Here is a 24,286-nt window from a genome sequence, read left to right as displayed (position 1 = left end):
CACTGCCATGACCAACCATCTGCCACTGCTGTATTCGCCGTCCGCCGGCGGTGCGTCGTGCGACTTTTCCTGCCCCGCGACTACCGTCCAGCAAGGCCCAGCACCACCGCTGCGCGCCGCAGCCGCCGGGGTTTGCCATAGCTTTGCCTGCGCCGTGCTCGACGCCTTGCGCGAACAGCTGGCCGTGGTGGGGGCGGACGGCACCATCCTGGCCGTCAACACGGCCTGGCGCCAGGCCGCCGCCACGCGCCGCCAACCGGGGCAGCCTGCCTTGTACACCGACATCGGCTGCAATTACCTTGAGCTGTGCCGTGACGCGGTGGGGCGGGGAACCGAAGGCGCAGCCGAGGCAGAGGCCGGCATCAGGGCGGTGCTGGCCGGGCAAAGCAGCCGATTCCAGATGGAATATCCTTGCCATACCCCGACCGCGCGGCGCTGGTTCCGCATGACGGTGTCGCCGATGAGCTACGGCTGGCAGGGGGCGGCGGTGGCGCATGAAGACATCACCGAGCGCCACCTGGCCGAGGCCAACCTGCGGATCGCCGCCACCGCCTTCGAATCGAACGAGGGCATGATGGTCACCGACAGCCACGGGGTCATCCTCAAGGTCAACCAGGCCTTCACCCGCATCACCGGCTATCCGATGGACGAGGCGGTGGGGCGCACGCCGAGCATGCTCAGCTCCGGCCGCCACGACGCCGAATTCTACCGGGCGATGTGGAGCGAAATCGGTGAGCGCGGCAGCTGGTCCGGCGAAATCTGGAACCGCCGCAAGAACGGCGAAGTCTATCCCGAATATCTGAGCATTACCTCGGTGCGCGACGGCAGTGGCAGCATCTGCAACTACGTCGCGGCGCTGACCGACGTCACCTTGAGCAAGGCGGCCAGCGACGAGATCCGCAGCCTGGCGTTCTACGATCCGCTCACCCGCCTGCCCAACCGCCGCATGCTGCTCGAGCGCTTGCGCCAGGTGCTCGATGCCAGCAAGCTGCATGAACGTTACGGCGCGCTGATGTTCATCGACCTCGACAACTTCAAGACGCTCAACGATACACTCGGCCACAGCGTCGGCGACCTGCTGCTGCAACAGGTCGCCGAGCGCTTGCAGGAATGCCTGCGGCAAGGCGACACCGTGGCCCGGCTGGGCGGCGATGAATTCGTCGTGCTGCTGGAGGGCCTGGGCTGCAACGAACCGACGGCAGCGGCCCAGGCCGAGCAGCTCGGGACCAAGATCCTGGCCGGGCTGAATCGTCCGTACATGCTGGGCAGCCATCTGTGCCACAGCACGCCGAGCATGGGCGCGACCTTGTTCCATGGCGGCTGGCCGGCCCATCCGGAGGAATTGCTGATGCAGGCCGACATCGCCATGTACCAGGCCAAGCAGGCGGGCCGCAACGGCATGCGCTTCTTCGACCAGAAAATGCAGGACAAGATCAGCACCCGGGCCCGGCTGGAGGAAGCGTTGCGGCGGGCGATCGCTGAGCAGCGCTTCGAACTGTACTACCAGCCCCAGGTCGACGCGCAGGGACAGGCGGTCGGCGCGGAAGCGCTGATACGCTGGCCGCAGCCGGACGGCGGCTTCATGTCGCCGGCCCGCTTCATTCCGGTGGCGGAAGAAGCCAGCCTGATCCTGCCGATCGGCCAGTGGGTGATGGAAACGGCCTGCGCCCAGCTGCGGCAGTGGCAAGACCAGCCGCACATGGCGCAGCTGGTGATGGCGGTGAATGTCAGCGCGGCGCAGATCCATCAACGGGATTTTTTCGAGCAGGTGCAAGAGCTGATCCGGCGCCACGGCGTCGACCCGGCGCGCCTGAAGCTGGAACTGACCGAGGGCCTGCTGCTGGAGAATATCGAGCAGACCATAGTCACCATGGAGCGGCTGCGCAAGATCGGCGTGCACTTCTCGCTGGACGATTTCGGCACCGGCTACTCTTCGCTGCAATATTTGCGGCGCTTGCCGCTAAGCCAGCTGAAGATCGACCGCTCCTTCGTCAACGAACTGGCCAGCAACAGCAACGACCAGGCCATCGTGACGACCATCATCGCCATGTCGCGCAGCCTGGGCCTGGACGTGATTGCGGAAGGCGTGGAAAGCCTCGAGCAGCGCCGCTTGCTGGAGCAGTTGGGCTGCCATCGCTACCAGGGTTTTTTGTTCAGCCAACCTGTGCCGGCCGGGCAGTTGCAGCAATGGCTGGCCGCCCGCCAGCCGCCGCTCGGTATTCTTTGATCTGGATCATGGATTTAGTCGCACCGCGCGCCCATAGTCCTTGTTGGCGGCGCATCGTGCGCCGGCCCGATCGACCACGAGGACATTATGGACAATATCGGTTGGACCCCGGACATGGCGCTGGGCATACCGCTGTTCGACGAAGCGCACGAGGCGCTGGCGGAACAAATCAAGCTGCTGTCACACTGCAAGGATGAGGACTTCGGTGCCGGCCTGGCGCAACTGATCGAATGCCTGGAGGATGATTTCCGCCACGAGGAAGCGCTGATGGAGGCGATCGACTACCCGGCCCTGCGCAGCCATCGTGAGCAGCACGCCCGCGTGCTGGCCACTTTGCATCAGCTGGAAGCGGGGAAGATCGACAGCGGCAGGGAGGCTGTCGGCCTGGTGCTGCCGTGGTTCCACGCCCACCTGGCCACAGCCGACACGGCGCTCGCCATCGCGCTGCAAATGAGCGGCCTCGATCTCGACGAGGCGGCCAAGGTCGGCTAGCGCCGCGCCTATGGGTGCTGCACGGCGCGGCGGCCGAGCAGCACGTGCAGCACGAACAGCACGGCGGTGGCAAGGCCGACAACCCAATGCACCGACGACCACGCGGGCCGGTCGCTCTCGCCGGCCAGGTAGTACAGGCCGAAGCCGGTGGCGGTCAACGCCAGCATGGCGGCGATCATGCTCCAGCCGGTGCGCAGATTGCGGGCGGCCTTGATCGCGCGGCGGATATGCGCGTTCATCAAGCTGCCGACGAAGAACAGCATCACCATCGCGGCCGCGCCGTGCAGTTTCATCGACCACGGTTCAAGCGGGTTGATGGTTTCGCCGAATTGCCCGATGGGGCGGAAGAAATAGCGCGCCAGCAGCCAGGCGGCGCCGCTGAGCAGCAGGGCGGCGAAGCTGGCGTAGATGCAGCGGCGGTGCCAGCGCTCGACGCGCAGGTTGACGTGGGGACGGTGACGGTGTGTATGCATCGCTCAGATTATAAACGCTGAGGCTTGCGATGCGGCGAGCGCAGGGTGTTGCGCATCGCCGCTGGCCAGCACCACCTTGGTCAGCGCGTCGGCCACGGCGCAGCGCGGCGCCCGCACCGATACGCTGATGGAGTCCACCAGCGGCTCGCCGCTGCGGCCGTCGACCAGCGCGCTGACCGCGCGGCCGTCGTGCTGGCGCGCCGAGAAATAGGCGGCCGATGTAGCCAGCGCTTCATCCCGCAGCAGCACTTGCGCGGCAGCGCGCCCCGGCGCCATCGGATCGCGCACGGCGACCGGCCAGTCGCGGTCGCCGAAGCCGCGCAGGTCGCCGCCCGCGTTGACGCAGCCGCTGGCGGCGCCGGCGCGCTGCAAGGCTTCCACCGCCAGATCGACCGCGTAGCCTTTGGCGATGCCGCCCACATCCACCCAGCCATGCGCCAGCTTGCGCACCAGCGGCCCCTGCTCGCAATGGTAGACGGCCAGCGACGGTTGATACGCAGGGATCCCGGCGTCGTTCGGGGGCGGCAGGCAAAGCCAATCCACCAGCCGTGGCGCGCAGGCGATGTTGAACAGGCCTTGCGACAGCTCGGCCATCTGCGCCGCCAATTGCAGCACCTGCCAGGTGTGCGGATGCACCTCCAGCACGTCGTCCGGCGCGGCGCGGTTCAGGCGCGAGATATCACTGGCGGCGTCATGAAAACTCATCAGCCGATGCACCAGCGCGACCTCGGCGAACGCCAGCGACACTGCCTGCTGAGCGCCGTCCGCAGTGATGTCGACCAGGGTGCCCAACCAGGGCTGGGCGCGCCGTATCATTTTTTCAGCGCCACCTGGGCGACGGCGGCAATGCGCCGCACGCCGTCGGTCAGGTGGGTGCAGGAGAGGGTGGCACCGCTGATGTTGGCGATGCCGTCGCCCACCGCCAGGCCGCCCGTTTGCGCGGACTTGCCGGTGAACTGGCGGCGCCAGGCCGGCAGGCGGATTTCGCCGCCGTGGCTTTCGCGGTAGGTCAGGATCTCGACCTGGCGCACGGTGGCGTCGGGATTGAGGCCGACCGCATACGAGATCAGCTCGAACTTGCCGATCACGTCGTCGAGTACCATGTAGCCCAGCAGCTTGTCGCCGCTGTAGGCGCCGACCACGCGCCAGTTGACCGAGCGCGCCGCCAGGCCCGCCAGCTTTTCCACCTGCTGCATCTGCGGCAGCGACAGCGCCAGGTCCTGCTCGCGGAACGCGGTCGCTTCCGGGAACATGAGCTTCTGCGCCTGTTCCGCGTTCAGGTACTGCGCCGCGAAGGCCGGCGCGCCGGCGGCGCATGCCGCCAGTGGTATCCAGTGCTGGTAGCGCATATCAGTACGAGAAGCCCATGCCCAGGTTCAGGCGGTCGCGCGACTTGTCTTCCTTGAACCACTGGTAATCGGCCTTCAGCACCACGCCTTCGCCGACCTTCAGGTTGGCGCCGACGGTGGTGACTTTTTCGTCAGGCGACGCGGCCACGCCCAGGCCCTGCGGCACGGCGGCGTAGCTCTTGGCGGTGTTGAACTGCTCGTAGCGCGCGAAAGGACTCAGCGTGTAGTCGCCCACTTGCATCAGGCGGTAGGCGGCCTGGGTGTACCAGCCGGCAAAGCTCTTCGGCACCGGCGTTGGATTGCCGACCAGCGTTTCGTTGAGCGCTTCGGTATTGCTGATCTGGCCGCGCGCGTACAGCGCCGACAGGTCCCAGCGGCCCGGCGTGTAGCGGGTGTGCAGGTCGACCATGGTGATGCGGGCGTCGTTGGCGGTGAAGCCGTCGGTCTTGTGGCCGGCCTTGCCGGTGAAGATGGAGCCGCCCACCAGCAGGCCCGGTACGCCGCGCCAGTTCAACGCCGCATGCACGCTCAAGTCGCGCGACTTGGCCTGCTGGCCTTCCTGGTGGATGGAGCCCAGCGGCGATTCGCGGCCGTCGCTGCCGGCGGCGTCCCATTTGCCCAGGTCGAAGCCGGTGGTGATGCCGGTGTCCCAGGTCAGGCCGTAGGCGGTGTCGCCGGACAGGCTCACGCCCACTTCGCGCCAGGTCGACGGGATGATCGCCGTCTCGACGAAGTTGCGCTCGACGCCGTAGTAGGCGGTCGGCTCGTGGTTGGTGTTCAGCAGGCCCATGGGAATCAGGTACAGGCCGACCTTGCTGCGCAAGCCGTTGCCGAATTCGCGTTCGACATACAGCTGTTCGACTTCGCTCTCGCCCTTGTCGGAGGCGGAGACGACGGCGTGTTCCCATTCGAATTCGGCGACCATCTTGGTCTTCTGGTCGAAGCGGTGCTCGATGCCGATCACGGCGCGGCGCACGTCGGCCTGCGCACCGCTGGCGTTCTTGCTTGGACGGTTGTAGTTGACTTCACCGTAGGCGCCGAAGATGGTGGCTGGCGCCGACTGCACTTCGACTGCGGCCAACGAGACCGGCGCGGTAGCAGGTGCGGCAGCCGGCGGCGGCGCGGAGGCCAGCGCCTGCTGGCGTTGTTCGACTGCTTCGGTCTTCTTGACGCTGGCTTTCAGCTCGGCCTTCAGCTGTTCCAGTTCGGCGGCCATCTTGTCGATGCGGGCCAGCAGTTCGGCCTCGCCTGCGGTGGCGGCGAAAGGCGCGCTGAGGAAGGCGGCGGCGAGGGCGGTGGCGATCAGGTGCTTGTTCATGTTCAGGTCTCTGCGATTAAGGGTTGGTTTTGTAGCCGTCGGTCAGCGTGCCGAGGAATTTGACGACATCGTCGATCTCGCCGGGCGACAGCGCCGGCGCCATGCCGGGCTGGCGGTTGTAGGGCACTTCGGTGGTGTTGACGTTCTTGCGGTACTGCGGCGGCAGGTCGTTAAACTTCTGCACCACGCCGTCGGCGCCGGTCGGGTACCACTCTTCCGGGTTGGTGTCGCGCCGCACGTAGAAGGCCACGACGTCCTTCAGGTTGTCGAAGGCGCCGTTGTGGAAGAAGGCCTGGCGCGTGGCGACGTTGCGCAGCGTCGGCACTTTGAAGGCGCCGCACAAGTCGGTGCGCGCGGCCAGGTCGGTGCGGTCAGGGCCGCACAGGCCTAGGTCGAAGTAAGCCGGATCGGCGGTTGCCGCCAGCTTTTTGTTGCGCGGCACGCCCAGGTTGTCGAAGGTGAAGTCGGTGAACAGCGGCGGTGCGCCGTCGGCCCCGCGCGCGCTGGTATGGCAGCCGATGCAATTGCCTTTGGCCGGATCGTTGAACAGCGCCAGGCCGCGCAGCTCCTGGTCGGACAGCTTCACTTTACCTGCCAGGAATTGGTCGTACTTGGAATCGAAGGGGTGGAACTCTCCGTCCTCCAACTGATATTTTTGCAGCGCGAAGGTCATGCGGCCGAAGGCCTGTTCGGCGTTGTCCAGTATCGCGGCGCCGAATTGGGCGCGGAACTGTTCGACGTACGGGGCTTTCTTCAGTTTGTCGATCACGTCCTGCTTGCTGGCGTTGGCCATTTCGTGCGGCGCCAGGAAGGGGCGTTCGGCCTGTTCCGCCAGGCTTTGCGCACGGCCGTCGCGGTCGATGCCGCCGGTCGGCGTGCCGTCCTTGGCGAAGAAGAAGGCCGGGTTCTGGTTCAGGTAGCGCAGCGACGGCGCGGCGCGGAAGCCCTGCACATCGCCGTTGGCGCCGCCCAGCTGGGCGGAGAGGTTGTTGGTCGGGCCGTGGGCGTTGTCCGGGCTGTGGCAGGTGGCGCACGACTGTTTGCCGGAGGCGGACAGCGACTGGTCCTTGAAAATCAGCTCGCCCAGCTGGGCGGCCTGGCTGAGGCCTGCTTCAACGACGGGCGGCGTCGGTGCCGGAGCGGTGGAGCCTCCGCCGCCGCTGCACGCGGCCAGGCTGGCCAGCAGCAGCGCGGCCGGAAGGAGGGCGGCGCGGGAATATTGTGTAAGCATGCGGTTTTGATGGTAAATGGGAATGACAACAATTCGCATTATCGCCTATGCGTTGGTGTTTTGCCAATGCCTCCGCAAGCATTTGTGGTTTATCCGCCCGCCGGCGCATAGGCCGTTGCCGCCGCCTTCCCCTGCGACAGGCGGTCGAACCACAGGTACAGCACCGGCGTGATAAATAGCGTGATCAGCTGCGAGAACAGCAGGCCGCCGACGATGGCGATGCCCAGCGGCTGCCGCAGTTCGGCGCCGGCGCCCAGTCCCAGTGCGATCGGCAGCGCGCCCATGATGGCGCACAGCGTCGTCATCATGATCGGTCGGAAGCGCAGCAGGCAGGCCTTGCGCACCGCCTCGGCCGGCGCCAGGCCTTCGCTGCGCTGCGCGTCCAGCGCGAAGTCGATGATCATGATGGCGTTCTTCTTGACCACGCCGACCAGCAGCAGGATGCCGATCATGGCGATGAAGCTCAGCTCCAGCCCCGCCATGCGCAGCGCCAGCAGCGCGCCCACCGCCGCCGACGGCACGCCGAGCAGGATGGTCACCGGGTGCAGCCAGCTTTCGTACAGCATGCCGAGGATGACGTAGATGACGGCGATGGCGATCGCGATCAGCCAAAGCTGGCTGCTTTGCGATTGCTGGAACAGCGCCGCCGCGCCGGCGTAGCTGCCGAAGATCGACGAGGGCAGGCCGATGCGCTGCTGCGCCGCCGTGATCTCGTCCGTGGCGTCGGACAGCGATTTGCCGGCGGCCAGGTCGAACGAGATCGTCACCGCAGGCAGCTGGCCCTGGTGGTTGACCGCCATCGTGCCGCGCTGGCGGTTGATGCGGCTGAAGGCGCTGAACGGCACCAGCGCGCCGCCAGCGTTGCGCACCTGGATGCGCGACAGGCTGCTCTCGTCGCGGCGGAACTGGTCGGCCAGTTCCATGATGACCTGGTAGCTGTCCTCCGGCGCGTAGATGGTGGACACCTGCCGTGTGCCGTAGGCCGCATACAGCGTGTTGCGCACGCTGGCCATGTCCACGCCCAGCGTCGCCGCCTGGTCGCGATCCACCGTCAGCCGCGCATCGAGGCCGTCGTACTGGGCGTCGCTCGACAGGCCGACCAGCACGTCGCCGTGCCGCAGCTCGTCCATCAGTTTGTTGGTCCACAGATTCAGGTCGCCGGGGCTGACCGATTGCAGCGTGTACTGATAGGTGCTCTTGGACGAGCGGCCGCCGACCTTGAGGTTTTGCACCGGGCTGAAAAACACCTTGATGTCGGGCAGGAAGCTGGTCTCCTTGCGCAGCCGCGCCAGCACCTGCTGCATGGCGGGGCGCATGGCCGCTTCCTTGAGCGTGATGTAGAACGAGGTGGTGTCGTGATCGACCTTGGCGGCGACGTCGCTGACGGCGGCATCGGCCATGATGACTTGCTGCAGCTGCCTGAGCACCGCCAGCCGGCCTTCATACGACATGTCCTGCGGCGCGTCGACGTTGGCGGAGATCTGGCCGGTATCCTCCTGCGGGAAGAAACCCTTGGGCGCGCTGGTGTACAGCCACGCCGTCAGGCCGAAGGTCGCCAGCGCCGCCAGCAGCACCGGCGCGCGGTGGGCGATGGCGCGGTCCAGCAGGCGCTCGTAGCCGGCCAGCAGCCGTCCGAAGCCCGCCTCGAAGGCGCGGCTCCACGCCGGCGCCGGCGCGTGCAGTTGCGCGGTCTTGATGAATTTGGGGACCAGCACCGGGATTAGCGTCAGCGAGGCCGCCGCCGACACCAAAATCGCCAGCGCCACCACGATGGCAAACTCGTGGAACAGCAGGCCGATGGTGCCGGGCATGAAGAAGATGGGAATGAACACCGCTATCAGCGAGACCGAAATCGATACCACGGTGAACGCCACCTCGCCGGTGCCACGTATCGTCGCGGCCATCGGTTCCATGCCTTGCTCGATGTGGCGCATGATGTTTTCCAGGACGACGATGGCGTCGTCCACCACCAGGCCGACGGCGATGGTCAATCCCATCAGCGAGATGTTATCGAGGCTGAGATTGAGCGCGAACATCAGGCCGAAAGTCCCCAGCAGCGACACCGGCAGGCTGATGGCTGGTATCAGCGTGGCGGCCAGCTGGCGCAGGAACAGCAGGATCACCAGCACCACCAGCGCGATGGTCAGCAGCATGGTCAGGTTGACGTCGTGGATCGCGTTGCGGATCGAGATCGAGCGGTCGTTCAGCAGCTGGATATGGACGGAGCCGGGCAACTGGCTGGCCAGGCGCGGCATCAATGCGCGGATGGCGGCGATGGTGGCGACGGTGTTTGCGCCGGGCTGGCGCTGCACTTGCAGCAGGACGGCGTCGCGGCCGTTGATGGTGCTGGTGTTCTGGGTGTTCTCTATGCTGTCCAGCACCGTCGCGAAGTCGGCCAGGCGCACGTTGCGGCCGTTGCGATGAGCGACGATCAGCGCGCCGAAGTCGGCCGCCTTCATCAGGCCGGGCGGCATCTGCAGCGTCATCATCTGGCGCGGGCTGTCCAACTGGCCCAGCGGCGCGTTGGAGTTGGCGGCCTTGAGCGCGGTGCTGACGTCGTCCAGCGTCAGGTCCAGCGCGGCCAGTCGGTCGGGATCGACCTCGATGCGCACCGCATAGCGCTTCTGGCCGGACACCGTCACCTGCGCCACGCCGCTCAGCGTCGACAGCGCCGGCACGACCAGGTTGTCCGAGTAGCCGTTCAGGTCCGCCAGCTTCAGCGACGGCGAATCGAGGCCGATCAGCAGCACCGGCGCATCGGCCGGATTGACCTTGCGGTAGGACGGCGGCGTTGTCATCTCCGCCGGCAGCGAGCGGGTGGCGCGGTATAGCGCGGCCTGCACATCGCCGGCGGCGGCGTCGATATTGCGGCTCGGGTCGAACTCCAGCGTGATCTGGGTTTCGCCCTGGATGCTGCTGGAAGTGGTGGACAGCAGCCCCGGTATCGCCGTGAACTGCTTTTCGAGCGGCGTGGCGATGGAGGTGGACATGGTTTCCGGGCTGCCGCCGGACAGGCGGGCCGACACTTGGATGGTTGGCGTATCGTAGTTGGGCAGTGCCGACAGCGGCAGTTGCAGCCAGCAGGCCAGGCCTCCGATGATCACGGTCAGCCACGCCAGCAGCGTGGCGATCGGCCGCTTCAGGCAAAACTCGGCGATCTTCATGGCGCCGCCTTGGCGACGGCCGAAGCGGGGCGCGCGTCGGCGATGCGTATCGCGTCGCCGGAGCGCAGGTTGCCGCCGCCTTCCAGCACCACGCGGGTGCCGTTGGCGACGCCTTCCACCACGGCCATCCCGCTTTGCACGCGCAATAGCGTGACTGGCTGTCGCGTGGCCTTGCCGTCGGCGCCGGCGACGAAGACGAAGCGGCCAGCCGGACCTTCCAGTACCGCCTGCGGCGGCAGCACGACGGCGTTCCTGTCGATGCCGGCCAAGACCGTGACCCTGGCGTAGGCACCGGGCCACAGCGTGGCGCGCGGGTTAGGCATGGTGGCTTTCAGGCTGATGGTGCCGCTGTCGGTATTGACGGTGTTGTTGATGAAAGAGAGTTCGCCGGTCACAGTCTCGCCGTCGGCGCCGTCGATGGTGACACGCACCGACCCCGCGCCGCGCGCGCGCAGGATGGCGGTCAGGTCCTGCTCCGGCAAATTGAACTCCACGCCGATGGGCGAGAACTGGGCGAGCGTGACCAGGGGCGCGGCGGCGCTGGTTTGCGCCAGGCTGCCGGGATGGACCGCGACCGCGCCGGTGCGCGCCGCGATGGGCGCGACGATACGTGTATGCGCCACCAGCAGCCGCGCGCTGTCGATGTCGGCACGCGCCGCCTTCAGCTGGGCCTTGAGTGCGTCGACCTTGCTGGCAGCCGTGTCGACCGCGCTGGACGTGATGAAGTGCGACTTGACCAGTTCCGACGAGCGGCCGAAGTCGCGGCTGGCGTCGGCCAGTTGGGCCAGGATCTGCGCAGCTTGCGCTTCGCTGCGCTGCAATTGGGCGTTGGCGTCCGCGCTGTCGAGCGTGAACAGCAACTGGCCGGCCTTGACCTCGTCGCCTTCCTTGAAATGGATGGCGACGATGGTGGCGGTCAGTTGCGGCCGGACTTCGACGATATTGAGCGCCACCAGGTGACCCTGCGCGCTCAGCTCCAGCGGAAGTTCCTGCTGGCGCGCGGCGGTCACGGCGACCAGAGGGATTTTCTTGGCCGGCGCTGCCGCCGGGCTTTGAGTGCGCAGGCTGTAGGCCAGCGCGATACCTGCAGCCAGAAGCAGGGCGGCGGGCATCAGGAGGAGTTTTTTCTTGAGGTGCATGGTGCCGATGTTAGGAGGCCGTGCATTAACCGAACATTAAAACCATTCATGTTTGAGGTTTAATTCTGGGTTAATAGTCGCTCTGATAAAATCGCCGCCGGCGTGTTATTTGGCCCTCAGGTGGCGCTGCTTGCACTGTTGTATGGCATCGCAAGATTATCAAAACGATTCATGATGTTGTCATATTTGGTTCTTAGACTTTCGGGTTTTCACACCCCGCAAACTGGAAAGTCATATGAAGAATCCGAAGCAGCAGTTGATCCTGTCGACGATGTCGGCCCACGTTCTGGCCGCCCTGGCCCTGATGTCCGGCGCCGCCCACGCGCAAACCGCAGCGCCGACCATGGAGGATGTGCCGGTATCGAACACCGCGCTGGATTCGGAAGCGATCAAAAGCCGCGTGGTGATCACCGGCTCCAACGCCGCCAACCGCGCGCCGGTGCAGGCTTCGTTGAAGGCGACCCAGCCGCAGTCCGTCATCACCGCGACCTTCATCGAGCAGGCGGTTACGCCGCTGGCGGACTTCAACGCCGTGGCGCGCATCGCGCCGAGCGTGGGCTCCGGCCTGTCGTCCAACGGTCCTGGCCTGGGCGAATCGAAGGTCACGCTGCGCGGCTTCCAGGACGGCGAGTACAACGTCACCTACGACGGCATCCCGTTCGGCGACACCAACAATCCTACCCACCACTCGACCTCCTACTTCCCGGCCCGTATCATCGGCGGCATGGTGATCGAGCGCGGTCCCGGCAACGCCAGCAACCTGGGACAAGCCACCTTCGGCGGTTCGATCAACCTGTTCTCGAAAGAGCTGGCCACCGAATTCCGCTTTTCGCCTTACGCCACCTACGGTTCCTGGAACACCAAGATCCTCGGCGCGGAGATCGATTCCGGCCAGCTGGAGCAGTTCGGCGATGCCCGCATGATGTTCAACGCCTCGCGCCTGACCAGCGACGGCTACCAGACCTACAGCGGCGTCAAGGAAGACAATTATCAGTTCAAGTTCCAGAAACCGCTGGGCAAGGACACCATGCTGACGGTGTTCTCGACCTATAACAAGATCCACAGCTACGTGCCGGACAAGGCCGGCGTTACGCTGGCCCAGGTCGCGCTGTACGGTAAAAACTACTCGCTCAACAACGACAAGACCAGCCAGAACTACTTCGGCTACAACTACAACGACAAGCGCACCGACTTCGAATATATCCGCCTGCAATCGCAGCTGGACGGCGGCTGGGCGATCGACAACACGCTGTACACCTATGCCTACGACAACAACACCTTCTCCGGCCAGGACGCCAGCGGCGCCACCGCCAACGGCACCAAGTCCGGCCCGGCCGGCAACAAGAACGTCCCAGGCTACAACAAGCTCAATTCCTACCGCGTCAACGGCGACATCTTCAAACTGACCAAGCAGCTGCAAGCAGGCCTGCTGCGCGCGGGCGTCTGGCTGGAGAACTCCGACACCGAACGCCATACCTACGACCTGGATTGGACGCTGAACGCGCCGAACCCGAAGGAAGCGACCGCGCCGAAAGACGTCTCCTACAACCAGAACTCGTCGTGGAAGCAGTATCAGCCCTTCGTCGAATTCGAATGGGCCGTGGCGCCGCAATGGACCGTGACGCCGGGTCTCAAATATGTGAACTTCAAGCGCTCGCTGGACGCGGTGGTCAACCAGGGTACGCGCATCCCGACCAAGGCTGACCAGACCTACGACACCACCTTGCCGTTCCTGACCGCGAACTACGCGATCAACAAGGAATGGTCGGCCTACGCGCAGACTGCGCGCGGTTTCCTGGTGCCGGACCTGTCGATGTTCTACGTGAATAACCCGAACCTGAGCACGCCGAAGCCGCAGACCTCCACCAACTACCAGCTGGGCACCGTGCACCAGTCGGGCAACCTGACCTTCGATGCGGACGTCTACTACATCGACTTCAACAACAAGATCGCCTCGACCGGCACCGGCAATGACCTGGTGTACTACAACCAGGGCGGCGTGATCTACAAGGGCATCGAAGGCGCGGCGACGTATTATGTCGGCAGCGGCTTCTCGCTGCACGCCAACGGTTCGGTCAACAAGGCCGAGGCCAAGGACACCGGCCTGCAAATCGCCAAGGTGCCGAAATCGACCGCCGCACTGGGCCTGCTGTACAAGGACCATGGCCTGTATGGCTCGCTGATCGCCAAGACCAACGGCAGCCAGTACGCCAAGGACGGCGAACCGGCCGCCTACCAGATCGGTGCCTACACGGTGACCGACTTCACCGCCGGCTACCGCTGGCGCGTGGGCGGCGTCGTCAAGATGCTCAAGGTGCAGGTTGGTGTCAACAACGTCTTCAACAAGCAGGATGCGACGTCGATCAGCGCGAACAGCAAGGGCGCGGCGTTCGACCAGTACACCTTTGTGCCTGAGCGTAGCTGGACCGTGTCGCTCAATGCCGATTTCTAAGGTAGCTCGCATGCGTATATCCACAATGCTGTGTTGCGCGGCGCTGGTGCTGGCGACCGGGGAAGGCGCCGCGATGGCGGCGTCCGATCCGGTGGTGATGTCGTTCGCCACCGTGGGCGACTCGCGCGCCGATCCGGCCAGTGCCGAGACGGCGCAGGACAAGGTCTACCTGCAAAACACCCGCGCCTTGTCGCGCATCCTGCGCGAGATCCAGGCGGCCAGGCCGAAGGCCTTGTTCTTCAACGGCGACATGATCATGGGCTATACCGCCGACAAGAGCGCGATCGCCCGCCAGTATGCCTACTGGCGCGGCATGACGGCGGGCTTGATGGAAAACGGCACCTACGTGGTGCCGGTGACCGGCAACCATGAAATGCAGTTCAAGGACAAGGACGCCGCCGGCAAGACCACCAAGATAGCGCGTCTTGAAAACGAAGAGCTGTGGCGCGAAAGCATGGGCGACCTGATACTGGATACCGCCCGTTGGAAGGCCGTCACCGGCATCGAGGCCAGCGCCTTCGACGCCGGCAACGCGCCGCCGGTGGGCGGGCCGGATGGCAACCGGACCAGCCAGTCGCAATTGACGTTCTCCTTCGACGCCGGCGGCAGCCACTTCGCCGTGATCGACACCGACCCGGTCGGCAACGACGGCCACGGTCCGGCGCACTGGCTGGCGGAGGACTTCCGCCAGGCCAAGGCGCGCGGCGCCAAGCGCTTCTTCGTGTTCGGCCACAAGCCGGCCTACACCTACTACTTCAAGGACGGCGTGGAGGAGGACGGCATGGACATCTATCCGGACAACGCCAAGGCCTTCTGGCAGGTGATGGAAGAATACGGCGGCGCCTATTTCTGCGGCCACCAGCACATCTTCAACGCCCAGCAGCCGGCGCTCGCCGACGGCGGCAAGGCGTGGCAGGTGATGGTGGGCTCGGGCGGTTCGCCGTTCAGCGCCAAGGCCGGGGACAGCCGCAATCCGCAGGACCGGGCCTACGCCTGGGCGCTGGTCAAAGTGCACGCCAGCGGCAAGGTGCGCATCGAGGTGTACGGCTTCGATGAACACTACGGCAAAACCAAACGACTGAAAACCATCCAGTTCTGAGCCAGGCCTCCGCGTTGTCGCCAATTGGTGACGACGCGGTAAGCTCGCGCTACAATGGGCTGATGCTACGTGTGCCGACCAGGGTTGTTGTACTGAGTGCGATGCTGTCCTTGCTATCGACGGCCGGGACCAGTGTCGCCGCGACCGAAATCCGCACGGCAGCCCAGCAGGGCACCGAGCCCAAATTCCAGAGCGCCGGCGCGACCGGTGGGCGCGTGGTCGGCATCTGCGTCGATATCATGCGCGCCGTCGAAAAGCTGGATCCCGGCCTGAAATTCACCGGCGACCAGGTCTGGCAGCCCTTGCCGCGCATTTACTCCGCCATGGACCGCAGCGTGCAGGATGCTTCCTGCGGACTCTCGCATTCGCCGGAACGGGACAAAAAATACCTGTTTGTCGGTCCGCCGCTGTTCTCCATCCGCTACTACCTGGTCGCGCGCGGCGACGACGCGGCGGTGATCGCCAATTGGGACGACCTGCGCAAGCTGGCGCCGGACAATGTGGTGCTGGCCAATCGTGGCTTCGCCGGCGTGACGGTGCTGGAATCGGCCGGCCTGTCGCAGATCGACGCCGGCGCCGCGGACCCCAAGCTCAACTTGCAAAAGCTGCTGGCCCACCGGGGCCGCTTCTTCTTCCATCGGACGCCGGGTTTGCAGGCGGTGCTGGACCGCTCAGGCATGGCCGCCAAATTCAAGATCCTGCCGACCGTCATGGCTATCAGCCCGCTGTATTTCGTCGTCGGCAAACAGGTCGATCCGGCGGTGGTCGAGCGCCTGCGGGCGGCCTTGCAGACGCTGGAAAAAAGCGGAGAACTGGAACGTATCGCTAAGTCGTGGGAGTAGCCGGCGACAGCCTGGCGATCAATGCCAGCAGCGCTTCGACATCGACCGGCTTGACGAAGTAGTGGTCGAAGCCAGCCGCGCTGGCCAGGTCGCGGTCCTCGCTGCGGCCGTAGCCGGTCACCGCCACCAGCGTGGCGTTGGCGGTTTGCGGCAGCTCGCGCAGGCCGCGCGCCAGCTCGTTGCCGCTGATGTCGGGCAGGCCGATATCGAGCAGGCACAGTTCCGGCGCCAGGCGCTGGGCGATCTCCAGCGCCTCCAGCGCGGTATGCGCCACTAATACCTCGTGGCCGGATGCATCGAGCAGCAGTTGCAGCGTTTGCGCGGCGTCGATGTTGTCGTCCACCACCAGCACGCGCAGCCTGGCGCTGCCGGCCGCGGACCGCCCGGACGCTGGCGTTGCGTTCTGGCCTGGACCGCCAGGCAGCGAGATGGTGAAGGTGCTGCCTTGCTGCTCGCCCGGACTATCGGCGGCGACGCTGCCGCCATGCAGTTCCACCAGCGATTTGACCAGCGCCAGGCCCAGTCCCAGCCCTCCTTGCGAACGGTCGGGATTGCGGTCGGCCTGGGCGAACAATTCGAACACGCGGGCGCGCAGTTCCGGCGCCATGCCGATGCCGGAATCGCTGACCACCAGCCGCACCACGCCGTCCCCGCCATGTACCGACAACTTGATGACGCCGTCGACCGGCGTGTATTTGGCGGCGTTGTTGAGCACATTGACCAGCACCTGCACCAGTCGTTTGTGGTCGCCGTTGACTTGCTGCGGCACCTCGGGCAGCGACAGTTCGAAATGCTGATGCTTGTTCCTGAATAGCGGCTCCGCCTGTTCGACGGCGTCGGCCACCACGTCGGCCATGTTGAGCGGTACGCGCGTCACCGTCACCAGCCCGCGAGTCACGCGCGAAACGTCGAGCAGGTCGTCAACCAGGCGCGTCATGTGGTGCACCTGGCGGACGATGATGCTGGCCGTGCGTTCGACCGCCGCGGCGGTGGCGTGGCCGCTTTGCAGCAACTGCGCGCCGGCGCTGATCGGCGCCAGCGGATTGCGCAGTTCATGCGCCAGCATCGCCAGGAATTCATCCTTGCGCTGGTCGGCCAGGCGCAGCTGGCTTTCCGCCTTCATGTGCTGGAGTTCCTTTTGCTGCAAGGCCTCGGCCATCGCGTCCAGCGCCCGCGCCAGTTCGCTGATTTCCTCGTTGCCGTAGACGATGCCGCTGCGCGCGCCCAGCGTGCCGGAGGCGATGCTGTTGGCGGTGGTGGCCAGGCGCTTGACCCGGCGCAGCACCAGCACGTCGCCGACAAACCAGGCCGCCAGCAGCGCCAGCGCCACCGTGACGGCCAGTGCCGACATGTCCAGCATCTGGTCGTGGCGGGCGGAGGCGGTGATGTCGTCTGCCGGAATGCCGATGGTGACGGTGTAGTCGGACAAGCCGTTGTTGCCGACGCGGGCAAAACGGTGCAGGCGTTCGATGCCATCGGGTCCGGTCAGCAGCACCGGCTTGCCCGGTTCGCCGGCCATGGCGGCCCGCATTTCCGGCCATACCATCTGGCCGAACCACTGGTCCGGATTGGGCTTGCGCGAAATGATCCTGCCGTCCGAGTCGGACGTCAGCAGCAGCGATCCGGGCGGCAGCTTGATGTCGGCCACGAAGCGATCCAGCTTGGTCAGGTCGAGCGCGGCGAACACCACGGCCTTGACCTTGTCGCCTTCGCCCAGCAGCGGGTAGGTGAGGTTGACGGTGTGTTTCTGGATCACGCGGCCGAACACATAGCCGCCGGCCACGAAGCGGCGCAGGTGCACGGCGCGGCGGAAGTGCGAGCGGTCCGACAGGTTGACCGGCGTGGACGAGGGGATGGCGCTGCAGGTGACATCGCCGTTCAGCTGGATCAGGCCAAGGTTGGCGTAGTCGGGATTCTGTTGCTGGATATTGGCCAGCAGGCGGCTGCAATGTTGCTGGTCGCCGGTCAGGTCGGGAATGCTGGCCAGGTCGCGCAGGATCTGGCGCGCGCCCTCGATCGATTGCGCTTCGTTGGCGGCGGCCAGGTTGGTCAGGCGTTGCAGATTCTCTTCCGCCACCTGCACCGCGTGCTGGCGTTCGCGCACGCCGCTGACCAGCGTCATCACCGCGATCGGCGCGATCGCCAGCGCCACCAGCAGGATCAGGCGGCTGCGCAAGCTATTGAGTTGGAAGAGAAGAAAGGCCATGCTGGGTGCTTAACGGGCCCGATAACGTGCGTTGCCGTAGCGGATAATCGCCTGGACGCCGCGCCGCAGCGTGGCGATGTCGTCCGAAATATAACCGATGCGGATAAAGCCCGGCGCACCCAAGGCGTCGCCCGGCATCAGCGCCACCGAGTACTGGTTCAGCAACTCCTCGGCGAACTGTTTGGTGTCCATGGTCAGCGCCGAGACGTCGCCCCACAGATAGGGGCCGGAGGCCGGGCAGTGCATGCGCATCCAAGGCAGGCCGTGCACCATGTCCAGCACCAGGTCGCGGCGCTGGCGGTATTCTTCCAGCATCGCCGTCGGTTCGCCGGACTCGAAGGCGGAGGCCAGCGCCAGCTGGATCAGCATGGGCGCGGCGGCGGTGATCGGGCCTTGCAGCGTCTCCATCGCGGTGACGATGTGGGGCGGCGCCACCGCGAAGCCGGCGCGCCAACCCATCATCGCGTAGCTCTGCGAGGCGGAATACAGCGTGACGATGCCGATCTGCTGCCAGTCCGGCCGCGCGGCCAGGCTGGTATGGACGCCTTCGAAGATCAGCTTTTCGTAGCTCTCGTCGACGATGGCGCGGGTGCCGGTGCGTTTGAGCCAGCCGGCGATGCGTTCGATTTCGTCGGCCCGCAGCACGCCGCCGGTGGGGTTGTGCGGATTGTTGATGATCAGGATTTTGGCCGGTGGCAGGCTGTCGAGGAATTCGGCGCTGACGGTGGCCGGCAGATCGACCAGCACCGGCTCCAGTCCCAGCAGCTTGCAGGTGGTGACGTAGGCTGGCCAGTGCGGCTTGAAGATGATGACGGCGTCGCCAGGATCGGCCATCACATACAGCGCCTGATACAAGGCCTGCTTGGCGCCGTTGGTGACGATGATTTCGCCGGCGCTGGCGGCGATGCCGTTTTCGCTGCTGACCTTGGCGGCCAGGCGGGCGCGGATGCCGGCGTCGCCGCCGACCGTGGTGTAGGGCAGGGAGGGTTGTTGCAAGCCGTCGCGCACCGCTTGCAGCACGCTTTCCGGCGCCTGGAAATGCGAGATTGCGATGGAAAAGTCAATCACGTCCTCGCCGCGCGCCTTCATGGCGTCGACCCGGCCGTGCATTGCGGTGGTCGCCAGCGGCTTGGAGCGGGCGATGCGTTGTGATGTTTCCATGCAAAGTGTCTCTGTGGCAAATGTTTCGATTTGTTATTCTACTTCAGATAAGGAAGTCAGTACGCACGTCTGCACACATATTTGCCTGGTGGTATCCTTGTTCGCTTAACCAATGAGGATGGCTCACTAATCTTATGCGATTAACAATAAAAACATGCGGCCGGGCGCTTGCGCTGGCCTTCGTTGCCACCGGCGCCGCGCAGGCGGAAGCGATCATCACGATCGGCCATGTGGCGGCGACTTCGGGGCCGATCGCCCATCTGGGCAAGGACAATGAAAACGGCGCCCGCATGGCGGTCGACGAGCTCAACGCCAAGGGCGTGGTCATCGGCGGGAAGAAGTACAAGATCGTGTTGCAGGCGGAAGACGATGCAGCCGATCCCAAGCAGGGCACCACTGCCGCGCAAAAGTTGGTGGACGCCAGGGTCAACGGCGTGATCGGCCACGAGACGTCGGGCACGACCATTCCGGCTTCGCGCATCTACCACGACGCCGGCATACCGCAGATCTCGCCATCGGCCACCAATCCGCAATACACGCGCCAGCGTTACGAGACCGCGTTCCGCAACATCGCTAACGACGAGCAGCTGGGCGCCGCGCTGGCCCGCTATGCGATGCAGAACGTCAAGGCCAAGCGCATCGCCGTGATCGACGACCGCACTGCCTACGGCAAGGGCCTGGTCGATGAATTTGTCAAGAACGTCAAGCGCACCGGCGGCGCGTCGGGCACCACCGTGGTGTCGACCCAGTTCACTACCGACAAGTCGACCGACTTCAGCGCCATCCTTACCGCCATCAAGGCGACCAAGCCGGATATGGTGTTCTTCGGCGGCATGGACGCCGTGGCCGGGCCGATGCTGCGCCAGATGAAGGCGCTGGCGATCCCGATCAAGTTCATGGGTGGCGACGGCATGTGTTCGGATTCGGTGCCGCGCCTGGCGGGCGACGCCATGAGCGATGGCCAGGTGATCTGCGCCGAGGCGGGCGGGGTCGAGCCGTCGCAGGAAAAAGGCATGGCCGATTTCCGCGTGGCCTACAGGAAGAAATTCGGCATCGATGTGGAGACCTACGCGCCGTACGCCTACGACGCGCTGATGACGATGGTCGAGGCGATGCAGAAGGCCGGTTCGCCGGAGCCGGCCAAGTATCTGCCGGCGCTGGCCGGCATCACCCACAAAGGCGTGACCGGCAACATCACCTTCGATGCGCGCGGCGACGTCAAAGACGGCGTGCTGACGATTTACAGCTTCCGCAACGCCCGGCGCGAAAAAGTGGCGGTGATGAAATAACCCACCCCGGGGTCAAGTCTGACATTCGGACACGAACTCTGCCGTAAATGCCACTACGGCAGAGCTCGTGTCCGAATGTCAGACTTGACCCCGACGTTTAGCCTTCCGATGGGCCGCGGCCGGGGCCGCCTGGGCCTGGGCCGCCCGGCGGCGGGCCGAAGCGCGGCTCGTTGTTCGAGTCGGCTGCGGTGGCGGCGCCGCCCAGCCGGTAGGACAGCCCCAGGTAAAACACCCGGCCGTCGAAGCGGCGGGTGCTGGTCTCGCGCAGCGTGGCGCTGTTGATGACGGTCTCCATCTTGTTGGTGCTGAACAGGTCGGTGACCGTGCCCACCAGGCTCAGGCGCGGCGTCACGGCCTGGCGCACGCTCAGGTTGAAGGTGCTGTTCGGCGAGCGGTAGCCCTGGCCGGACAGCGTCTTGCCCTGCATCTGCAAGGCCATCTGTACTTGCGTCGCGGCGCTGTAAGCATAGTTCAGGCGCACGCGGCCGCTCAGCGAGTTGGCGGTGCGGGTGACCAGCGCGCCGCTGTCGTCCTGCGTGGTCTGTTGGCTGCGCGCCAGGTTGCCGCTGGAGTTCAGCGTCAGCGACGGCGTCAGCTTGCCGCTGACCGTGAATTCCAATCCGCTTGCATGACTGCCTTCGCCGTTCTGGCGCGTGGTCAACAGCACGTTGTTGGCGATGAAGGTGCGAAAGTCGACGATGGCGTCGGTGTCCTTGCGGTAGTAGCCGCGCAGATTGGTTTCGAGCGCGCCGAACTTGGTTTCGTAGCCCACTTCGAAGGAGTCGGTCTTGGTCGGCTTCAGCATCGGATTGCCGGACGAGACGTTGAACTCGTCGCGATACACCACGTAGGGATTGAGGTCGTTGGCGTTCGGGCGGCGGATGCGGCGCGCGTAGGCGAAGCGCATATTGGCCGTCTCGGTCGCCTTGTAGGTGGCGAAGAAGCTCGGGATCAGGTTGGTGTAGTTGTTCTTGGCCTCGACGCCGCTGGTGATCTGGTGGATGTCCATGTCGGTGTACTCGGTGCGCAAGCCGCCCAGCACGCCCCAGCGGTCGTTCAGCTTCAGCTGGTAGGAACCGTACAGCGCGACCACGGTTTCCTCCAGGTCGAAGCGGTTGCTGCGCGCCGGGTTGACCACGGCGACCGAGCTCAGCGGATCGATGTCGGTGTACAGCGTGTCGAAGTTGTTCTTGTTGGTGGCGACCTTGTAGCCCGCCTTGAGGCTGCCGCCGGCCAGCGGACGCTCGTAGTCCCCGGTGAAGTCGACGATGTGGGTGCTGCTGTCGTTGCGCTGGTGGGCGCGGCTGTCCGGCAGGTTGCCAATGGCGTAGTCGTTGGCGTAGGCGCTGTTGCTGTCGTTCTCGGAGGCCGAGACGCGCAGGTCGATCTTCAGCGTCTCGTTCGGCAGCTGGCCCTTGTGGTCGTAGCGTCCGCCCCAGCTGAAGTTCTTGGCGTCGCCTTCGCGCGCGGTGGTGCGCACGTAGTCGGTGGCGGGGAAGCCGGCGGTGGCGCCGTTGACGTAGTGGTCGATGCCGCGCTGGTCGTTGCCGCGGCCCATGTAGTTGGCGCTGGCGGTGAGCGTGTCGTTCTGGTCCAGGTTGTAGCTGGCGGTGCCGTTCACGCCGCCCATGTCGTTCAGGCCGGCTCCGGACGAGGTCTGGCTGCTGTGCACGAAGGCGCCGGTGACCGGATCGAGGCGGTCGCGGCTGACCACGGCGGTGGAGTTGCGGCCGTCGTGGCGCACGTTGACGCCGCCCTGGAAGCCCCACGGTCCCTCGTTGTAGCTGCCCGACGCGGCGCTGTTGTAACGGCCGGCATAACCGGCGTTGGCGTTGACGTTGGCAAAGCCGCCCGGCTTTTTGTTACGACGCATCACCAGGTTGAGGATGGGGCCGCCACCGGCTTCGTTGCCGAACTGCGCGCCGGGATTGTTGATCACTTCGACGGACTCGATATCGTCGGCGTTCATCGCCTGCAGCGTCGGGCCGCGGTTATCGCCTTGCAGCATGGCGGACGGCTTGCCGTCGACCAGGATCTGCACATTGGTGCTGCCGCGCAGCGTGACGGTGCCATCCGGATCGACCGCCACCGACGGCACATTGTTCAACGCATCGGCGGCGGTGCCGTTGGTGCTGCTGATGTCGGACTTGACGTCGTACACCTGGCGGTCGATGCGGTTGGTCGGCCGCTCGCCGGCCACCGTAACCGACGGCACCACCGGCGCAGCTTCCTTGGGCTTGGCCGCGGTGGTCGGCTTGGCGTCTGGCTTATCAGTGGCAGGCTGGGTTTGGGCGAGGGCGGTCAGCGGCGCGGCGAGGCAGGCGGTCAGGAATATCTTGTGCATGGTATGGCGGGCCGATGCATCGGCGCCGTCTAGTTCGTCGTTGAAAGGTTGATATTTTAATTGGAACTCAACTAGGAATGATTGCTATTTACAATACTTTACTTCGGCCTTGGGCTCCGCGCTAAAATAGCTGCCTTCACATAGGAGGATCACATGGCACGCGGCACCGCACATATCGGCAAGGACAGCTATCAAACCACCATCGAGGTTAGCGGCCATACGCTGGTCGGCGATGAACCGGAGCGCAACGGCGGCCGCGACACCGGTCCGGCGCCCTACGATTTCGTGCTGGCGGGCCTGGGCGCATGCACCGCCATCACGCTGCGCATGTATGCAGACCGCAAGCAGTGGCCGTTGGACGCGGTCGATGTCGGCCTGCACCTGAGCCACGGCGACGACGGCGCGATGATGGTCAAGCGCACGCTGTCCTTCATCGGCACACTGGACGCCGAACAAAAAAACCGCATGGCCGAAATCGCCGAGAAGACGCCGGTGACGTTGACATTGAAGGCGGGGATGGTGATAGCCACGACGGTCAGTTGACGATTAGGCGATGCGTATCAACGCCCGATCCAAGGCGTCACACGACATAATGAACGAAAGGTGGCCATCAATAACAATATTGCAGAGCCCGATATAAAGATCGTGGTCATGGGCCGGAAAAACTGGCTGTTCTCGGATAGCCCGGCCGGCATGCATGCCAACGCCGTGATGTATAGTCTTGTGCAAACCGCGAAAGCCAACGGCATAGACCCGTTTACGTATCTGCGGTATGTCTTCGCGACGATGCCAAAGCTGAAGACTGCCGATGAGGTTGAATCGCTGCTACCATGGAATATGCCGCGCTAACTTACGGCAGACGACCTTCTAGGAAGCTGAACGAGAATAAGGAATGACAGGATGGACGAGTACAAGTTCGATGTGTTCCGCACGCAGGGCAAGGCGGACCGCGCACCTATCAGCCAAGAGCTGATAGCTCAGGCCCACTAGGACTTTGTTGACGATCTCGGGAAAAGCGCCATTGCGCACTATGCACACGAAACACGCATATTGACGGATCGGACAGAGCGCGGCGTATCAGTGATCATCCAGACGGAAGCTGATGCCGCCGATGTAAAAAAAACGGTGCGTGATTTGGCCGATAAGTATGGGCTATTCACGGAATTTTTGCATTAAGTTGAACCTCGCGACGCTTCGGCGTCGCGATTGAGCACCTTAACGATCACGCTTGATAGAGGAAACTCATGGCGACCACTCGTGACCCCAACCCTTCCGGACAGCTTAGTCTAAAGGACTATTTTCACGAATCGTCAAGCGGGCATTATGACGAAAGCCGCGTGGTGTCTCTCGCGCCGGGACACGGTACCAAAATTGAGATGACAGTCTTTGTAGATTCTTGCAACCAGTTTTCTGGACCACGTTCGGAAAGCACAGAAGTTTGGACAATCGAGCGCGACGTGCTCATCGACCTTATAAAGAAAAACGGCCAGCGGAAATAAG

The 24,286-nt window shown here is 64.9% G+C and carries 19 protein-coding genes; 9 read left to right on the top strand and 10 right to left on the bottom strand.

Annotated elements, in window-relative coordinates:
* The first annotated feature begins 7 nt into the window (after nucleotides 1-7).
* Entirely contained in the window at nucleotides 8-2,227 is a 2,220-nt protein-coding gene (locus D0T21_RS07980; protein ID WP_116990800.1) for a bifunctional diguanylate cyclase/phosphodiesterase, read from the top strand.
* A gap of 87 nt (nucleotides 2,228-2,314) precedes the next feature.
* Entirely contained in the window at nucleotides 2,315-2,719 is a 405-nt protein-coding gene (locus D0T21_RS07975) for a bacteriohemerythrin (RefSeq protein WP_116990799.1), read from the top strand.
* 8 nt (nucleotides 2,720-2,727) lie between these two features.
* Here D0T21_RS07975 and D0T21_RS07970 read toward each other — a convergent pair whose 3' ends face one another.
* The 7 genes from D0T21_RS07970 to D0T21_RS07940 all read right to left on the bottom strand — a co-directional run bounded on the left by D0T21_RS07970 (nucleotide 2,728) and on the right by D0T21_RS07940 (nucleotide 11,366).
* On the bottom strand, nucleotides 2,728-3,192 hold the full coding sequence (locus D0T21_RS07970; protein ID WP_116990798.1) for a DUF4405 domain-containing protein: 465 nt from the start codon (nucleotides 3,190-3,192) through the stop codon (nucleotides 2,728-2,730).
* A 3-nt stretch (nucleotides 3,193-3,195) separates the two neighbouring features.
* Nucleotides 3,196-4,008: an FAD:protein FMN transferase gene (locus D0T21_RS07965; protein ID WP_116994320.1), complete on the bottom strand. Its 813-nt coding sequence runs from the start codon at nucleotides 4,006-4,008 to the stop codon at nucleotides 3,196-3,198.
* On the bottom strand, nucleotides 4,005-4,541 hold the full coding sequence (locus D0T21_RS07960; RefSeq protein WP_116990796.1) for an FMN-binding protein: 537 nt from the start codon (nucleotides 4,539-4,541) through the stop codon (nucleotides 4,005-4,007). Before D0T21_RS07960 ends, D0T21_RS07965 begins: the two co-directional genes overlap by 4 nt.
* Nucleotide 4,542: 1 nt before the next feature.
* Entirely contained in the window at nucleotides 4,543-5,859 is a 1,317-nt protein-coding gene (locus tag D0T21_RS07955; RefSeq protein WP_116990795.1) for a hypothetical protein, read from the bottom strand.
* Between the two features lie 16 nt (nucleotides 5,860-5,875).
* Nucleotides 5,876-7,090 (bottom strand): cytochrome-c peroxidase, encoded by a 1,215-nt coding sequence (locus tag D0T21_RS07950; protein WP_116990794.1) that lies wholly within the window; start codon nucleotides 7,088-7,090, stop codon nucleotides 5,876-5,878.
* Between the two features lie 89 nt (nucleotides 7,091-7,179).
* Nucleotides 7,180-10,254 carry an efflux RND transporter permease subunit gene (locus tag D0T21_RS07945; RefSeq protein WP_116990793.1) on the bottom strand — a complete coding sequence of 1,025 codons (3,075 nt, stop codon included), beginning with the start codon at nucleotides 10,252-10,254 and terminating at the stop codon, nucleotides 7,180-7,182.
* Complete coding sequence (locus D0T21_RS07940) at nucleotides 10,251-11,366, bottom strand: efflux RND transporter periplasmic adaptor subunit (RefSeq protein WP_158567981.1); 1,116 nt, start codon at nucleotides 11,364-11,366, stop codon at nucleotides 10,251-10,253. The genes D0T21_RS07945 and D0T21_RS07940 overlap by 4 nt, the downstream gene beginning before the upstream one ends.
* Nucleotides 11,367-11,628: 262 nt before the next feature.
* Between D0T21_RS07940 and D0T21_RS07935 the strand changes: the two genes are divergently transcribed.
* The 3 genes from D0T21_RS07935 (at nucleotide 11,629) to D0T21_RS07925 (ending at nucleotide 15,786) form a co-directional block, all read left to right on the top strand.
* A complete protein-coding gene (locus D0T21_RS07935) occupies nucleotides 11,629-13,845 on the top strand; it encodes a TonB-dependent receptor (protein ID WP_116990791.1) in 2,217 nt (738 codons plus the stop codon).
* Between the two features lie 10 nt (nucleotides 13,846-13,855).
* Nucleotides 13,856-14,944: a metallophosphoesterase gene (locus tag D0T21_RS07930; RefSeq protein ID WP_147328050.1), complete on the top strand. Its 1,089-nt coding sequence runs from the start codon at nucleotides 13,856-13,858 to the stop codon at nucleotides 14,942-14,944.
* Nucleotides 14,945-15,045: 101 nt separating this feature from the next.
* Nucleotides 15,046-15,786, top strand: coding sequence for an ABC transporter substrate-binding protein (locus D0T21_RS07925; RefSeq protein WP_116990789.1), 741 nt, complete (start codon nucleotides 15,046-15,048; stop codon nucleotides 15,784-15,786).
* Here the strand turns inward: D0T21_RS07925 and D0T21_RS07920 are convergent.
* The gene (locus tag D0T21_RS07920; RefSeq protein ID WP_116990788.1) at nucleotides 15,770-17,992 is read right to left on the bottom strand and encodes an ATP-binding protein; all 2,223 of its coding nucleotides are present in this window, start codon (nucleotides 17,990-17,992) and stop codon (nucleotides 15,770-15,772) included. The two genes, D0T21_RS07925 and D0T21_RS07920, sit on opposite strands and share 17 nt — an antisense overlap.
* A gap of 9 nt (nucleotides 17,993-18,001) precedes the next feature.
* Nucleotides 18,002-19,153 carry a pyridoxal phosphate-dependent aminotransferase gene (locus D0T21_RS07915; protein ID WP_116990787.1) on the bottom strand — a complete coding sequence of 384 codons (1,152 nt, stop codon included), beginning with the start codon at nucleotides 19,151-19,153 and terminating at the stop codon, nucleotides 18,002-18,004.
* A 134-nt stretch (nucleotides 19,154-19,287) separates the two neighbouring features.
* Between D0T21_RS07915 and D0T21_RS07910 the strand changes: the two genes are divergently transcribed.
* Nucleotides 19,288-20,442 carry a branched-chain amino acid ABC transporter substrate-binding protein gene (locus tag D0T21_RS07910; RefSeq protein WP_116990786.1) on the top strand — a complete coding sequence of 385 codons (1,155 nt, stop codon included), beginning with the start codon at nucleotides 19,288-19,290 and terminating at the stop codon, nucleotides 20,440-20,442.
* Between the two features lie 97 nt (nucleotides 20,443-20,539).
* On the opposite strand, the gene D0T21_RS07905 is transcribed toward D0T21_RS07910, so the two are convergent.
* Nucleotides 20,540-22,786, bottom strand: coding sequence for a TonB-dependent receptor domain-containing protein (locus tag D0T21_RS07905; RefSeq protein WP_116990785.1), 2,247 nt, complete (start codon nucleotides 22,784-22,786; stop codon nucleotides 20,540-20,542).
* 153 nt (nucleotides 22,787-22,939) lie between these two features.
* Here D0T21_RS07905 and D0T21_RS07900 point away from each other — a divergent pair, with 153 nt between their 5' ends.
* The 3 genes from D0T21_RS07900 to D0T21_RS31590 all read left to right on the top strand — a co-directional run bounded on the left by D0T21_RS07900 (nucleotide 22,940) and on the right by D0T21_RS31590 (nucleotide 24,285).
* Nucleotides 22,940-23,329: an OsmC family protein gene (locus tag D0T21_RS07900; RefSeq protein ID WP_116990784.1), complete on the top strand. Its 390-nt coding sequence runs from the start codon at nucleotides 22,940-22,942 to the stop codon at nucleotides 23,327-23,329.
* Between the two features lie 60 nt (nucleotides 23,330-23,389).
* Nucleotides 23,390-23,635: a transposase domain-containing protein gene (locus D0T21_RS07895; RefSeq protein ID WP_116990783.1), complete on the top strand. Its 246-nt coding sequence runs from the start codon at nucleotides 23,390-23,392 to the stop codon at nucleotides 23,633-23,635.
* Between the two features lie 395 nt (nucleotides 23,636-24,030).
* Nucleotides 24,031-24,285, top strand: coding sequence for a hypothetical protein (locus D0T21_RS31590; protein WP_147328049.1), 255 nt, complete (start codon nucleotides 24,031-24,033; stop codon nucleotides 24,283-24,285).
* Nucleotide 24,286 lies beyond the last annotated feature (1 nt).

This window comes from Duganella sp. BJB476 (assembly GCF_003416895.1).
GTDB lineage: Bacteria > Pseudomonadota > Gammaproteobacteria > Burkholderiales > Burkholderiaceae_D > Rugamonas.
This window is presented reverse-complemented; position numbering and strand designations above follow the sequence as displayed.

Coding starts and splice junctions, on each gene's coding strand:
- D0T21_RS07930 (WP_147328050.1), top strand. CDS start 13,856: ATGCGTATATCCACAATGCTGTGTTGCGCGGCGCTGGTGCTGGCGACC.
- D0T21_RS07960 (WP_116990796.1), bottom strand. CDS start 4,541: ATGCGCTACCAGCACTGGATACCACTGGCGGCATGCGCCGCCGGCGCG.
- D0T21_RS07975 (WP_116990799.1), top strand. CDS start 2,315: ATGGACAATATCGGTTGGACCCCGGACATGGCGCTGGGCATACCGCTG.
- D0T21_RS07905 (WP_116990785.1), bottom strand. CDS start 22,786: ATGCACAAGATATTCCTGACCGCCTGCCTCGCCGCGCCGCTGACCGCC.
- D0T21_RS07965 (WP_116994320.1), bottom strand. CDS start 4,008: ATGATACGGCGCGCCCAGCCCTGGTTGGGCACCCTGGTCGACATCACT.
- D0T21_RS31590 (WP_147328049.1), top strand. CDS start 24,031: ATGGCGACCACTCGTGACCCCAACCCTTCCGGACAGCTTAGTCTAAAG.
- D0T21_RS07950 (WP_116990794.1), bottom strand. CDS start 7,090: ATGCTTACACAATATTCCCGCGCCGCCCTCCTTCCGGCCGCGCTGCTG.
- D0T21_RS07920 (WP_116990788.1), bottom strand. CDS start 17,992: ATGGCCTTTCTTCTCTTCCAACTCAATAGCTTGCGCAGCCGCCTGATC.
- D0T21_RS07935 (WP_116990791.1), top strand. CDS start 11,629: ATGAAGAATCCGAAGCAGCAGTTGATCCTGTCGACGATGTCGGCCCAC.
- D0T21_RS07955 (WP_116990795.1), bottom strand. CDS start 5,859: ATGAACAAGCACCTGATCGCCACCGCCCTCGCCGCCGCCTTCCTCAGC.
- D0T21_RS07910 (WP_116990786.1), top strand. CDS start 19,288: ATGCGATTAACAATAAAAACATGCGGCCGGGCGCTTGCGCTGGCCTTC.
- D0T21_RS07900 (WP_116990784.1), top strand. CDS start 22,940: ATGGCACGCGGCACCGCACATATCGGCAAGGACAGCTATCAAACCACC.
- D0T21_RS07915 (WP_116990787.1), bottom strand. CDS start 19,153: ATGGAAACATCACAACGCATCGCCCGCTCCAAGCCGCTGGCGACCACC.
- D0T21_RS07970 (WP_116990798.1), bottom strand. CDS start 3,192: ATGCATACACACCGTCACCGTCCCCACGTCAACCTGCGCGTCGAGCGC.
- D0T21_RS07940 (WP_158567981.1), bottom strand. CDS start 11,366: ATGCCCGCCGCCCTGCTTCTGGCTGCAGGTATCGCGCTGGCCTACAGC.
- D0T21_RS07925 (WP_116990789.1), top strand. CDS start 15,046: ATGCTGTCCTTGCTATCGACGGCCGGGACCAGTGTCGCCGCGACCGAA.
- D0T21_RS07945 (WP_116990793.1), bottom strand. CDS start 10,254: ATGAAGATCGCCGAGTTTTGCCTGAAGCGGCCGATCGCCACGCTGCTG.
- D0T21_RS07980 (WP_116990800.1), top strand. CDS start 8: ATGACCAACCATCTGCCACTGCTGTATTCGCCGTCCGCCGGCGGTGCG.